Raw genomic sequence first — 14128 nt, 5'->3', positions numbered from 1 at the left:
TGTGAGGAAAGTCAGTGTGTTAAATGTTCATTAGCACAAACAACTAATAGATAACGCTTGAATTTGGATTTGAGGCAAACATGCATCGATATTTTAGATTTTTATTATTAATTTGTATTTTTTTATTTCCGATACATCATGTTTATTCTGAATCCATTCGTTTGTTCACCAATATTTCCCCTCCTTATCAAATCAAAGATAAAAATGGCTTGTCTGGTACCTCAATCGACGCTTTGAAATGTATTTTTGTCAAGATGAACTATTCATATGAGTTAGAGACCTATCCTTGGAAACGGATTCATTTCAATATAAAGGCGGGAAAAGGTGATGGTTTCTTTAGCGCTATTCCTCACCCCAAAATAGAAAATTATGCCACGTTGTCTTCTCCTATAGCATTAGAGAAGTGGTATTGGTATTACAACGGTGATTCTTTAAAAAATGATTACATTGGGGTTATTCGTGGTAGCCCCCAAGATATTTGGTTTGAACAGAGCTATAAAAATGCCAACATTCACAGGGTTGAAAGAGTTGAGCAATTAATCAAATTACTTGACAACAAGCGTGTCAGTGCTGTTTTGGTGGATCAAAAAACATTTAAAAACACCATGATTTCTTTGGGAAGACAGGCCCATGATTTTGGTGTTCAATTCGAGAAATATACGCCCCTAGGCTTTTATTTTACTGATAATTATTTGAAAGAGCATCCGTCCTTTTTAAAGCTATTTAACCAACATTTATCAAGTTGCGTGACGAATGTTATTCATTTATCTCAGGGTGACAGACAAATTATTCAAAATATCGCTGAGACTAAAATTCGAAAGTGGATGTATGATCCAATAGTGATCCAAACATTAGAATCTCAAAATAATCGTCATAAATCTTTGACTTCGTCTGACATTCAACAATTAGATAAGAGGTGGCGCTATACATCTGAATCAATTGATAAAACGTTAGCCGATCAAATACTACAAAACCCGCTTTCACAATTTTTAAAAGATAAAGTGGAAAACTCTAATGGTTTGTATGACGAAATTTTTGTTATGGATTCGATGGGACTAATTGCGGGGAAGAATGCCATGACATCAGATTATTGGCAGGGGGATGAAGCCAAGTATATCAATACTTACTTACAGGGCAAGGATGCAGTTTTTATTGATGAAATTCAATATGATGACTCCGCTAAAAAGTTTCAGTCTCAAGTAAGTTTAACCATTCATGACCCTAAAACCTTAATACCAATAGGTGTCATTACGGTTGGAGTCGATGTTGAAAAAGCATTAGTTCGAGGGGCGCGCAATTAAGGTGTGGGGCTTGCTAACGATTTGAAGGTAAAATGTATAGACTGCCATAGCTACAACTTATAACAGCCACATTTTTGTGTGTTGAAAAAAAGCGCCGATGGATTAACATCGGCGCTTTTTTGATGAATCGCAAATTAAGCTTTAGCAGGAATACGTTCTAGTACCGCTAGAAGTAGTTTCCAGTATTGATCGACGGTCTCAATTAACACCATCTCATCAGGGCTGTGTGGGAAGCGAATGGTGGGGCCAATCGAAACCATGTCCATCTCTGGATAAGGCTTCTTAAATAGACCACATTCAAGTCCCGCGTGGATCACCATAATAGTTGGCTCTTTATTATAAATCGACTCGTAGGTGTCTTTCACGATCGCCATCACTGGTGAGCTGCTATCAGGCTTCCAGCCAGGGTAAGCACCGCTAAATTCAACCTCTGCACCGGCTAGGCTGCTCAGCGCTGTTAGGTGGCCTTCAACCTCTTCACGGCCAGAATCGATCAGTGAGCGAATTAAGCAAAGAATATTGACAGATTCTGCTTCGGTCGAGATCACGCCGACGTTTAATGAGGTTTCTGTTACGCCTGCGATCTCATCGCTCATGCGCATTACGCCATTTGGACAAGCATGTAGCAGATCGATAAGGTTTTGCTGGGCATCTTCACTCATGACTTGAGTAGCCGCAGGGCTTTCTTGCAGGGTTAACTGCATATCAGGATCTGCAATGGCTAACTCTTGACGAACCAGATCGGTAAACTCTTGCATTAGCTCATTGAGACGCGCCACATTTTCACTTGGCAGCATAAAGCTAACGCTCGCTTCACGTGGGATCGCATTACGCAGTGAGCCACCTGTAAAGTTAGTGAGTTCAAGTGCTAATTCATCGCCATGATTAAATAGAAAGCGAGCCAGTAGCTTGTTTGCGTTGCCGCGGCCTAAATGGATGTTAACACCTGAGTGTCCACCTTTGAGACCCGAAATAGACAGTGTGTAGGTTGAGTTTGTTGGCTCAGGCGCTTGCCATACCATAGGCACACTGATTTGAGCATCGACGCCACCAGCGCAGCCCATATAGATCTCACCCTCTTGTTCAGAGTCGGTGTTGATCAAGATCTCAGCATCGAGATAACCAGCCTCTAAACCAAATGCGCCAGTCATGCCCGCTTCTTCGTCTATGGTCAGTAAGACTTCAAGTGGGCCGTGAGGAATGTTATCGCTGCCAAGTACTGCTAGCGCCGATGCCATGCCGATACCGTTGTCTGAGCCTAAGGTTGTTCCCTTAGCTTTGACCCATTCGCCATCGACATAAGCTTCGATAGGATCTTTCTCAAAGTCGTGGACTTTATCGGCGTTCTTTTGCGGCACCATATCGATATGAGCTTGCAGCGCAACGACTTTGCGATCTTCCATACCTGGGGTGGCTGGCTTTTTGATAATAAGATTGCCGACTTTATCTTCGACAATGCTGAGCCCTTTGTCTTTCGCCCAGTTTTGAATGTGTTGACTTAATGCTTGCTCGTGCTTTGATGGGTGCGGAATCGCACAGATCTGTTCAAACCATTGCCAAAGCGCTTGAGGTTGCAACTGACTTAATGTGCTCACGGACTAACTCCTCTGTATTAAAGGTCGCTGAGATCAAAATTGGCGATAGTTTATCACAGAGTCAAAGCGGGTGAGGTGATTTGCTGATACAGGTTTATCTAGAGTGTCATTCCAAGTTGCCACATCTGTAGATTGATATTGCTATTTCACTTGGCTTTGTTTGCTCAATAGGGGAATAATGCCATTACTATTTGCTCGGGTTATTCGGCATAGATCGAAATCGGGGTTCACAAGCTATAGGAATCGATATGACTCCAGTTAATTTTGTTGATGTAAAAGATAATGATGCAATTTTTGAAGGTAGCGGTTGGGATGCCGTTGTTGTCGTCACATCAAGTTTAGATAACATTGAGTTTGATGAGATAAGTCTGCTTGCTAGCCATGGCGCTAATATTGATGCTCGGGTTGGCCGCTCTGCGACATTACTGTTTGCCCCTGGTCTTGCTGGCGGCAGACTGATTGTGTCGCCAGTACTCAATTATGCAAGTGATGTCCAAGATGTACGAGGATATGCCGACGCTGCTCGTAAAGGCTTAAGCCTAGCTAAAGAGGCGGGAGCGCGTAAGCCACTACTCGTGGTTTCACTAAGTCATGAGGGCAAGTATCGTCAGTCATTGCCTGTTGCTGCGCTCGCGTGTGGCCAAGAGCTTTGGCAGGCATTAGAGCTACGTGAGGCCGTTATACAGCGTGATACTATCGAGTCTATCGGATTGTTGGTGTCAACTGAGCAGGCCAAGGTGCTGAATGCGATAGAAAGTGGCCGTCATCTGGCTCGCGATCTTTGTGGCACTGAACCTGAAAGAATGTCGGCGCCAAATTTTGCTCAGTATTGTGTAAATGCATTTGCAAATACCTGTCTTAAGGTGGCTGTGATAGAAGACCGTGCTGTACTTGAACGCGATTATCCTCTACTCAGTGCGGTTGCTCGTTCATCTTTTGCTGTGCCGCGTCATCAGCCTCGAGTGGTTAAAGTTGAATATTGCGCTGATGGTGACATTGAGCGTAGCTACTTCTTTGCCGGGAAAGGGGTGGTATACGATACCGGTGGTGCCGACATTAAGGTTGCAGGCGGTATGGCTGGCATGAGCCGCGATAAAGGTGGTGCCGCAGCGGTTGCAGGGTTAATGAAGACGTTATCGATACTCAAACCAAAAGGGATCAGAGTGGTTGCTGAGCTTGGGCTGGTGCGTAACAGTATTGGTAGCGAAGCATTCGTCACCGACGAGATCATTACGAGCCACGCTGGCGTTCGAGTGCGCATTGGTAATACTGATGCCGAAGGGCGCTTAGTGTTGGCCGACCTATTGTCTCACTTACGATTAAAAGCGATAAATGAACCTAACGCGCAGCTGTTTTCGGTCGCAACCTTAACTGGTCATGTTGTGCGTTGTTATGGCGGATATACCGCCGTTGTCGAAAATCCGGTGGCGCGTGAACAAGGTGTAGGAGAGCGCTTGCAACAATTAGGCGAAGCGTGGGGCGAGCCGCTTGAGTTATCTCGTTTGCGCCGCGAAGATTATGCTAAAATTGTCGATCCATCGGGTGCTGCGGATGTACTTTCCTCTAATAACGCACCTTCATCTGTTACTGCGCGTGGTCATCAATATCCAGCGGCATTTTTGTTAAAAGCATCTGGATTGCAAGCCCATGGGATAAATAGTGATAAGCCACTCGTTTATGCTCATGTCGATATCGCTGGAAGTGCGATCGAGGGGGATCCGCTTTACGGTAAACCAACGGCGGCGCCATTAGTGGGTTTATTCCAACATCTTTGTTAGTGCGCTAGTCTGTTAGCGCGTTAGTACAAGGGCAAATATTTGAAGGGGGAAAGCTAAGGCTTTCCCCTTTTTGTTGTTAGATCACCATTTATAGGTATGTGTGACCTTGGTACGTTACAAAATGTACTTTTGTCGTTATAAAACTACATAATTAGGGGTAATTTAAAAAAATTAAGAAAATAGTTGTAATAAAACTACATTTGGCTATAATGGTTCTCGTTGGTTAGACACAGTGTCTTCCACCTCTAGTCTATCCAGGATGGATAATTCTCCAAGGAATCGAGCGACAAGTTGACTCTGCGGCAGACTCGGCTTTTAAGCCAGTTAGCTAAGTTTCACTAGAGTAATTTTTATCACAACTTTGTTTAGGAGTTTGACTATGGCTTACACAGGAATTCAACACGTTTATTGGCAGAAAAGTTGGTTTTGTACTAACGCTCTGCGTGGCGGGTTATTTGCTATGACTTTCAAGGGCTAACTACCCCTTGTATCATCTGAACCTAGTTTAGTTGATATCAAGTAGTTGCATCATCCATCAACCTTACCCCTTTTGGGGAGTTTTGAATCAAGTTGTATATTGCTTACGTTTAATCGTAATTGATATGCCAGTGTAATCCGCTCGTGCGTGCGGTAGCCCTTTCCTTTCGGAATACTTGATATGTGTTTTGCCTACTCTTTGAGTAGGCTTTTTTTTGCCCAAAATTCGATAAAATCCATCTTTGGTCACATCCTTGTATTATCACTTTAGTGTGACTCGCGTTTTCCTATTAGTTGAGTATATAATCTGCGCCAATGTTAGGTTGTTAACTTAGCGTTTACATCTACCCTACTAAAATAACTCATAATTAATTCAAGGAACCTTGTTCCATGTTAGAAAAACTATTCAAACTGACAGAGCATCAAACGACGTTGAAACAAGAGGTGATAGCGGGACTCACCACGTTTTTAACGATGGCTTATATCATTTTCGTTAATCCTATGATGCTAGCCGATGCCGGCATGGATCATGGTGCTGTATTTGTTGCAACCTGTTTGGCCGCGGCAGTTGGCTGTTTGGTGATGGGATTTGTGGCGAACTATCCGATCGCATTAGCTCCTGGTATGGGGTTAAACGCATTTTTTACTTATACGGTTGTTGGCGAAATGGGTTACACCTGGGAAACGGCATTAGGTGCAGTTTTTCTTTCAGGGATCTGTTTTTTAGTGCTATCGCTTGTCAAAATACGAGGGTGGATTGTTAATAGCATTCCTATCTCTTTGCGTATTGGTATCGCTGCCGGTATCGGTTTATTCCTTGCACTAATCGGATTAAAGAGCGCGGGTATTGTAGTTGCGAGTCCTTCAACGATTGTGACTATGGGAGATGTCACCGCATTTCCTGCGGTAATGGCGGTGCTGGGATTCTTTTTGATCATCGCCTTGGTGCATCGCGGTATGAAATCGGCGGTTATCATTAGCATTCTATCTATTACGGTTTTAGGTTTGTTGTTTGGTGATGTGCAATATAACGGTATGGTTTCTGTACCACCTTCTATCGCACCGACGTTTATGAAGATGGATCTGTCGAGCGTATTAGAGATCAGCATGTTGTCAGTGGTGTTTGCCTTTTTGTTTGTCGATCTGTTTGATACTTCTGGCACCTTAGTTGCGGTAGCACAGCGTGGTGGTTTCCTCGATGAAAAGGGTCGTCTACCTAGGCTTGGGCGTGCACTCACCGCAGATAGTACTGCAACTATTGCTGGTGCAATGTTGGGGACCTCTACTACAACCAGTTATATCGAAAGTACGGCGGGTGTAAGTGCTGGCGGTCGCACGGGCTTAACCGCGGTTGTTGTAGGTATTTTATTTCTGTTGTCGCTATTTTTATCGCCATTGGCGGGGATGGTTCCGGCCTATGCTACTACAGGTACTCTGTTTTATGTGGCAATTTTGATGATGTCGGGCTTGGTACATGTGGATTGGGAAGACTTAACCGAAGCCGCGCCAGTCGTGGTGGTGTGTATCTTAATGCCATTAACTTTCTCAATAGCGACAGGGATCGCTATGGGCTTTATTGCCTATGCCGCAATAAAACTCTTCAGTGGACGTTACCGAGATTTAAGTGCTGGTGTGTTTATTTTGGCGGCGCTATTTTTGGCTAAATTTATTTATGGTTAATGTCGCATTGTTGATAATCTAAAATCATTTTTAAGGGCCATACAATGTATGGCCTTTTTTTATTGTATTTCGAAATAGAATAACGATTAGCTCTAATCTTTTTGTGCCCACGCTACCAATTGTATCGGGGATTGGGTATAACAATAAGTTCGGTTTTTTTCCTTTAATGTATAAATGAACTTAAGTGAGATTGGTTATCGCCGCGTAGTGGTGAAATTGGGTACCAGTGTGCTGACGTCTGGCTCTCGCCAGTTGGACAAGGCGCATATGGTTGAACTTGCTCGTCAAATGGCAAGTTTAATGAAATCAGGTGTTGAAGTTGTATTGTGTACATCGGGGGCAATTGCTGCTGGTCGCGAACACTTAGGTTACCCCTGTCTCCCCGATACTGTCGCCAATAAACAGCTATTGGCTGCGGTGGGGCAAAGTCAGCTGATTCTTGCTTGGTCACAGCTATTTAGTATCTATGGTTTGCATGTAGGGCAGCTATTGTTAACGCGGGCTGATCTGCATGACAGAGAACGTTATCTTAATGCTAGGGACTCGCTTAATGCATTGCTTGCCAATGGCATTGTGCCGATTATTAATGAAAATGACGCGGTAGCGACTAATGAGATCAAGGTGGGTGATAACGATAATTTGTCAGCCAGAGCCGCGCTACTTTGTGATGCGGATTTATTGATCTTACTTACGGATCAGAAAGGCTTGTTTGATGCTGATCCTCGCTCTAATCCCGATGCTAAATTAATTAAGCAAGTTATCAATATTGATGACAGTTTACGTCGTCTCGCTGGTGGCGCGGTTTCTGGTCTAGGTACTGGCGGTATGGCTACTAAGTTACAAGCTGCCGATATCGCGCGCCGTGCGGGGATTGAAGTGGTTATCGCTTCGGGACATCGTCCATGCGTTATTCAAGACGCTGTGTGTCGAGAGGCGGTTGGCACCCACTTCACCGCGTTAGAAAACCCGCTCGAGAGTCGTAAACAATGGATACTCGCAGGCCCCGCGACCAAAGGGAAGCTAGTGTTGGATGCGGGGGCCATCACTGCGGTGACAGAGAAAGGCAGAAGCCTGTTATCTAAAGGTATTTTGACTGTGAGCGGTCAGTTTGAACGCGGTGCAACATTGCAGATAGTGGATGAAAAAGGGCGTGAACACGCCCGGGGAATGACTCGTTACAGCGCCAAAGATCTGATCAAGATAGCGGGTAAACACTCTGATGAGATCGAAATTTTACTTGGATATGACTATGGGGATGCGGTTGTGCATCGTAATGATATGGTGGTGCTTTGAGCTGCACAATAAATAGAATATCAGCCGTGACAAATGTATAGGCATAATTCCATGTCGTTGGGTTAAAGAATAGGGTTGGGAGAATAGCGTGATAGAAGACAATCAAGCTTACTTGCTGGCATTAGGTCAACAAGCTAAGCAGGCTAGTTATGCACTGGCTAATCTAACGGGCTCGCAAAAGCAGCAGTTATTGGCAGCGATAGCGGCTAAGTTAATTGCAAAGAGTGATGTTATTGTCGCTGCTAACAAGATTGATGTTGCTAATGCGCGTGAGCAGGGATTAAGTGATGCGATGATCGATAGGCTGTTACTCGATAATGTTCGTCTCGCAGCTGTAATTGCCGATATTGATAATGTCATAAGACTTGCCGATCCCGTCGGCGCAGAGCTGGAAAGTCAGTTATTGGATAATGGTTTGCGTTTGTCTCGTCGCCGAGTTCCACTTGGGGTTATTGGGGTGATCTACGAAGCGCGGCCTAACGTCACCGTCGATATCGCCGTTTTGGCCTTAAAAACAGGTAATGCCGTCATTCTCCGTGGTGGTAAAGAGACATTACAATCTAACTTGGCACTGAGTGATGCAATACGTGAAGCCATAAGTGAACAGGGGCTACCTATCGATGCGGTGCAACTTATTCAGAGCCCTGACCGCGCCTTGGTGACTGGTTTACTCAAGTTAGACTGTTATATCGATATGATAGTGCCGCGTGGTGGACAACATCTACAGCGTTTATGCGCTGAGCAAGCCACGATTCCGGTGATTTTAGGTGGGATCGGCATTTGTCATCTCTACGCCGATAAAGATGCCAATATCGATAAAGCCATTGAGGTGATAGTGAACGCTAAGGTGCAGCGACCTACTGTATGTAACGCGCTCGACACCTTATTAGTGCATCAAGATATTGCCGAGGAGATACTACCCAGCCTCTATTTAAAAGCTCAATCCTTGGGGGTGAGTTTTTATACCTGTGAGCGAGCAGCAAAGATAGCCAAAGGCATAAACGTTGATGTTGAGCCTGCAACCGATGAAACTTACGGACAAGAGTGGCTGTCACTCGTGCTTGGCATTAAGGTTGTTGATGATATTGATCAAGCTATCACTCATATTCGTCAGTATTCTAGTGGTCACTCAGAGGGGATCCTTACCGATAATATCCACTCGTCGGCAACTTTCGTCAATCAGGTCGATGCATCGGCAGTCTATGTTAACGCGAGCACACGTTTTACTGACGGTGGTCAGTTTGGACTCGGGGCTGAAGTGGCAGTATCAACACAAAAACTCCATGCGCGAGGCCCTATGGGGCTCGAAGCGCTCACCACCTATAAGTGGATTGGCGTTGGGGATTATACTGTCCGCGCTTAATGGAATGTTTAAACAGTAATAAAGGGGCTTGGGTGTCTTTATTACTGTTTGCTATTGAGTGGTAAATGCTTCTGCTCTGTGAAATCCCCCAAGTTTAAGCTGAAATACCTATTGCAGCTAATTCACCAATGCTTGTCTCATCCTTTCAACCGAGTCTAGGTTGGTTAATTCAACTAATTGTTAGTTATATTCTTATTATCTATTACCGCTTTATGTTTAAAAGTGTTTAATAATTAATATCTTAAATTGTTGGCATCGTCTTTGCCTTATTTGGTGTATTCAAACAGGTATAAGCTAAGGATGGAATATGAGCACTTCGATATTTTCTAAAGTCGTCATTGGATTAGGTTTGGTATTAACCCTTTGCACTGTGACAGCACACGCCGAGTCAAAAGTAACTTTGAATGATAACTTTCAATACGATGGTCAAACGGTACTGTTAGATATGGAAGTGGGTAAGGCAGAGATGATTGCTACTGATGAAACTGAAATACGGGTGGAAGTTGTGGTGCGGGCATCCAATGGAAATTGGTTAAGTTTTTGGAGCCGTGCGGATATCGATGATGTCAATCTTGCCGTGGTTGAACGAGATAATAAGCTGATATTAAAACTCGATAATCAAGACGGTATTAATCAAGAGTGGCGCGTTTACTTGCCTCGTGGCACAGCATTAGAGGTTGATGCGGGGGTGGGGGAAGTGATCGTTGATGGATTGACCAGCAGCATAGATGTTGATTTAGGCGTTGGTCGTGCAGAGATTAAGCATCAAAACCAATACGGTAATATTGCTTTAGAGTCTGGTGTGGGTGAAGTGTCTGTCAGTCAAAATGGCCAGCGTCAAACGGTAGAGCAAAGTATCGTTAGTCAGAGTTATCATAGTAAAAACAACGATCATCAGGCTCATCTGTTTGTTAGTGTTGGTGTTGGTGAAATATCGATAAGTAATTAACCATTTAGCTAATTAATTAAGGGATTAAGCTGGATTGATATAGAAAAGCCGACTTCTGTCGGCTTTTTTAATTTTCAGCCCTAAACCACCTACTTCAGTAGGTGGTTATCATCATTTAGGCTTAGCCTGTAATTTGCATTGATGGATAGATGCAGTTACCCATCGTACGGGGCAGTGTAATTACTTTCCCAATGCTATAAGCGGGCTAAATAGAGCCAAAAATAGGTTGGGTAAATAAGTAGACGCTTTTGGCCCCCTTTGAGGGGGCTAATACAAAGCCACCTTTAGGCTTAGCCTGTAATTTGCATTGATGGATAGATGCAGTTACCCATCGTACGGGGCAGTGTAATTACTTTCCCAATGCTATAAGCGGGCTAAATAGAGCCAAAAATAGGTTGAGTAAATAAGTAGACGCTTTTGGCCCCCTTTGAGGGGGCTAATACAAAGCCACCTTCTTCAGAAGGTGGATTTTTACAAGTGGTTATAAACTGGTTGAAAGCCGTTTTTTCGGGCGTAGGCGATTAAACTGGGGTAACAATTTTTGTAGTGCAAGTGCCGTTAAAATAAGCCCAAGGCCGATAAACGTAGAGCGGGTGATACTCTCTTGCAATATCCAAGCGATAAAGCCAACGGACAGTACCGGGGTAATAAATACTAACGTACTCATACTTGCGGTGCGATCTGCCTTTTTGAGCGCGACTAACCAAAGTACGAATGTCACGCCCATTTCAAATAGTCCAACATACATACCAGCAGCAAAGGCCTTTGCATCCCAGGTTGGCATCGATTGGGTCAGTAACAATGTAACCAAGATAAATGGCAAGCCCACGATAAAGCTTAGCAGCAGACTCACAACGGGATCACCCTTATCTTTAGTGTTAATGATCCAATAGAGTGACCAAAGTAAGGTGCTGGTTAATGCCAGTATTACGCCAGTGGCACTGTCGAAGTGAATATCAGTAATATGACCGTTAGTGGCGATAACAAACACACCTAAATAGGCGATCAGCGCCGCCGTGATATCACTTTTCCTGAGCTTTTGTTTAAGCAAAGGGACGGACATCAATGGCAGTAAAATGGCCCAAGTGTAGTTAAGTGATAACGCTTGTTGAGCGGGAAGCAGGGCATAAGCCTTAAATAGCACTAAATAGTACAAGAAGGGATTTAGCAATCCAGTTTGTAAGTAAAACCAAGGACGTGCGATAAATTGCTGCTTTATTGATGTCAGCTTTCCCATGATAAATAGAATGATGGTTAGCGCGATAATCGAGGTCATGACGGCAATAAACACTAACTGCAAAGGCGTAAAATGTGCGAGCGCCAGTTTAAAAGCGGTTGCTACCGTTGACCACAATAGAATTGCACCTATGGCGTAAAGATAAGCTTGGCTTGATGATTTCACTGGTATTTCTCACTGAACGGCTATTGCGAGTTGATTTAGCCCTACGCAACACTTTCTTAGATTGCATGCATTATACGTCCATCTTTGAGTCAAAGCTGCTTTTTAAGCTCAAAAAAATTCTTAATTAAGATAATTTTTATCTTTTAGCCCTTGTAAACCTCTCAGGCGGCCCAATATAGGGTGTTAAGGAAAGATATTGGTTTGGAAAATTAGGCTTGAAATTGAATCCGCCTATCCCCATATCTGAATCAGATGACAAATTTAGCGTTAGTTAAAAGTTTTTTTGGAGGACTCCATGGGTAAAATTATTGGTATCGATTTAGGTACAACCAACTCTTGTGTTGCCGTACTAGATGGCGGAAAAGCACGTGTTATTGAAAATGCAGAGGGTGATCGTACCACTCCTTCAATTGTTGCATACACTGGCGAAGAAACTATCGTAGGTCAGTCTGCGAAGCGTCAAGCTGTAACAAACCCAGCTAACACCTTCTTCGCAATTAAGCGTCTAATTGGTCGTCGTTTTACCGATGATGAAGTTCAGCGTGATGTTGACATCATGCCATTTAAGATTATCGGTGCTGATAACGGTGATGCATGGGTTGAGGCGCACGGTAAAAAAATGGCTCCTCCACAAGTTTCTGCAGAAATTCTGAAGAAAATGAAGAAGACTGCCGAAGACTTTCTTGGCGAGCCAGTGACAGAAGCAGTTATTACTGTTCCTGCATACTTTAACGATTCACAGCGTCAAGCAACTAAAGATGCTGGCCGTATCGCGGGTCTTGAAGTTAAGCGTATTATCAACGAGCCAACAGCGGCTGCGTTAGCATACGGTATTGACAAGAAGCAAGGCGATAACATTGTTGCGGTATACGATTTAGGTGGGGGTACATTCGATATCTCTATCATCGAAATTGATAGTGTTGAAGGCGAACAAACGTTCGAAGTACTTGCGACTAACGGTGATACTCACTTAGGTGGTGAAGATTTCGATAACCGTCTAATTAACTATCTAGCCGATGAATTCAAGAAAGAACAATCTATCGATCTACGTAATGATCCATTAGCAATGCAGCGTCTAAAAGAAGCGGCAGAAAAAGCTAAGATTGAGCTTTCAAGTACCACTCAAACAGAAGTTAACCTGCCTTACATCACTGCCGATGCAACGGGTCCTAAGCATTTAGTAGTTAAGATCACTCGTGCCAAGCTTGAGTCACTAGTCGAAGATTTGATTGCTCGTTCACTTGAGCCATTAAAAGTTGCTCTTGCTGATGCCGATTTATCAGTATCTGAAATCAATGAAGTGATTTTGGTTGGTGGTCAAACACGTATGCCTAAAGTTCGCGCTGAAGTCTCTGCTTTCTTCGGTAAAGAACTTCGTCAAGATGTTAACCCTGATGAAGCGGTTGCAATTGGTGCTGCAGTTCAGGCAGGTGTACTTGCTGGTGACGTGAAAGACGTATTACTACTAGACGTTACGCCACTATCTCTTGGTATCGAAACCATGGGTAGCGTAATGACTAAACTGATTGAGAAAAACACGACTATTCCAACTAAGGCTAGCCAAACTTTCTCTACAGCTGACGACAACCAAAGTGCGGTAACGATTCACGTACTTCAAGGTGAGCGTAAGCAATCAAGCGCTAACAAGTCTTTAGGTCAATTCAACCTAGAGGGTATCGAGCCTGCACCACGTGGCATGCCACAAATTGAAGTTGCTTTCGATATCGATGCCGATGGTATCTTGCATGTGTCTGCAACCGACAAGAAGACGGGTAAAGCACAGAACATTACGATTAAAGCCTCTTCAGGTCTAAGCGACGAAGAAGTTGATGCAATGGTTCGTGATGCTGAAGCGCATGCTGACGAAGATGCTAAGTTCGAAGAGCTTGTGACTGCTCGTAACCAAGCTGATGGCATGGTTCACGCCACTAAGAAGCAGATCGAAGAAGCTGGCGATGCGTTACCAAGCGAAGACAAAGAGAAAATCGAAGCAGCAATGGCTGAGGTTGATACTGCATCTAAAGGTAATGACAAAGAAGCAATCGAGAAAGCGACTCAAGCATTGATGGAAGCATCTGCTAAATTAATGGAAATCGCACAAGCCAAGGCACAAGCTGGCCAAGGTGAGCAAGCGCAGCAGTCAAATGAAGCACCTGCTGATGATGTTGTCGATGCTGAGTTTGAAGAAGTAAAAGACGACAAAAAATAATTAAGGCCCTGCCTAAATTATTTCCAGCGGGCGTTACGGGGAAACTCTAACGCCCGTTCGTACAACTCCAGCACAAAAAGT

Annotated in this window: 9 protein-coding genes; 7 read left to right on the top strand and 2 right to left on the bottom strand. The window is 43.9% G+C overall.

The genetic code is table 11. The annotated features are described in order from the left end of the window. The first annotated feature begins 80 nt into the window (after positions 1-80). Entirely contained in the window at positions 81-1301 is a 1221-nt protein-coding gene (locus K0I62_RS14085; RefSeq protein ID WP_220068713.1) for a substrate-binding periplasmic protein, read from the top strand. Between the two features lie 134 nt (positions 1302-1435). On the opposite strand, the gene K0I62_RS14080 is transcribed toward K0I62_RS14085, so the two are convergent. Continuing rightward, the gene (locus tag K0I62_RS14080; RefSeq protein ID WP_220068712.1) at positions 1436-2896 is read right to left on the bottom strand and encodes an aminoacyl-histidine dipeptidase; all 1461 of its coding nucleotides are present in this window, start codon (positions 2894-2896) and stop codon (positions 1436-1438) included. A 248-nt stretch (positions 2897-3144) separates the two neighbouring features. Here K0I62_RS14080 and K0I62_RS14075 point away from each other — a divergent pair, with 248 nt between their 5' ends. The 5 genes from K0I62_RS14075 (at position 3145) to K0I62_RS14055 (ending at position 10436) form a co-directional block, all read left to right on the top strand. Next, positions 3145-4674, top strand: a complete 1530-nt coding sequence (locus K0I62_RS14075) for a M17 family metallopeptidase (protein WP_220068711.1) — start codon at positions 3145-3147, stop codon at positions 4672-4674. A gap of 867 nt (positions 4675-5541) precedes the next feature. Next, complete coding sequence (locus K0I62_RS14070) at positions 5542-6831, top strand: NCS2 family permease (protein WP_220068710.1); 1290 nt, start codon at positions 5542-5544, stop codon at positions 6829-6831. Between the two features lie 174 nt (positions 6832-7005). Beyond that, on the top strand, positions 7006-8124 hold the full coding sequence (gene proB / locus K0I62_RS14065; protein WP_220068709.1) for a glutamate 5-kinase: 1119 nt from the start codon (positions 7006-7008) through the stop codon (positions 8122-8124). Positions 8125-8212: 88 nt separating this feature from the next. Further along, positions 8213-9487 carry a glutamate-5-semialdehyde dehydrogenase gene (locus tag K0I62_RS14060; protein WP_220068708.1) on the top strand — a complete coding sequence of 425 codons (1275 nt, stop codon included), beginning with the start codon at positions 8213-8215 and terminating at the stop codon, positions 9485-9487. Between the two features lie 307 nt (positions 9488-9794). Then, positions 9795-10436 carry a hypothetical protein gene (locus K0I62_RS14055; protein ID WP_220068707.1) on the top strand — a complete coding sequence of 214 codons (642 nt, stop codon included), beginning with the start codon at positions 9795-9797 and terminating at the stop codon, positions 10434-10436. A gap of 481 nt (positions 10437-10917) precedes the next feature. Here K0I62_RS14055 and K0I62_RS14050 read toward each other — a convergent pair whose 3' ends face one another. After that, positions 10918-11838 (bottom strand): DMT family transporter, encoded by a 921-nt coding sequence (locus K0I62_RS14050; protein ID WP_220068706.1) that lies wholly within the window; start codon positions 11836-11838, stop codon positions 10918-10920. A gap of 295 nt (positions 11839-12133) precedes the next feature. On the opposite strand from K0I62_RS14050, the gene dnaK reads away from it, so the two are divergent. After that, on the top strand, positions 12134-14047 hold the full coding sequence (gene dnaK / locus K0I62_RS14045; RefSeq protein ID WP_220068705.1) for a molecular chaperone DnaK: 1914 nt from the start codon (positions 12134-12136) through the stop codon (positions 14045-14047). Positions 14048-14128 lie beyond the last annotated feature (81 nt).

The organism is Shewanella psychrotolerans, from assembly GCF_019457595.1.
In the GTDB taxonomy this organism is placed as follows: domain Bacteria; phylum Pseudomonadota; class Gammaproteobacteria; order Enterobacterales; family Shewanellaceae; genus Shewanella; species Shewanella psychrotolerans.
Note: the sequence above shows the minus strand (reverse complement) of the source record. Positions and strands in the feature narration are given on the sequence as shown.

What these genes read in the sequence shown, in the direction of transcription:
- K0I62_RS14085 (WP_220068713.1), top strand. Translation starts at nt 81, where the DNA reads ATGCATCGATATTTTAGATTTTTATTATTAATTTGTATTTTTTTATTT.
- K0I62_RS14075 (WP_220068711.1), top strand. Translation starts at nt 3,145, where the DNA reads ATGACTCCAGTTAATTTTGTTGATGTAAAAGATAATGATGCAATTTTT.
- K0I62_RS14070 (WP_220068710.1), top strand. Translation starts at nt 5,542, where the DNA reads ATGTTAGAAAAACTATTCAAACTGACAGAGCATCAAACGACGTTGAAA.
- proB (WP_220068709.1), top strand. Translation starts at nt 7,006, where the DNA reads ATGAACTTAAGTGAGATTGGTTATCGCCGCGTAGTGGTGAAATTGGGT.
- K0I62_RS14055 (WP_220068707.1), top strand. Translation starts at nt 9,795, where the DNA reads ATGAGCACTTCGATATTTTCTAAAGTCGTCATTGGATTAGGTTTGGTA.
- dnaK (WP_220068705.1), top strand. Translation starts at nt 12,134, where the DNA reads ATGGGTAAAATTATTGGTATCGATTTAGGTACAACCAACTCTTGTGTT.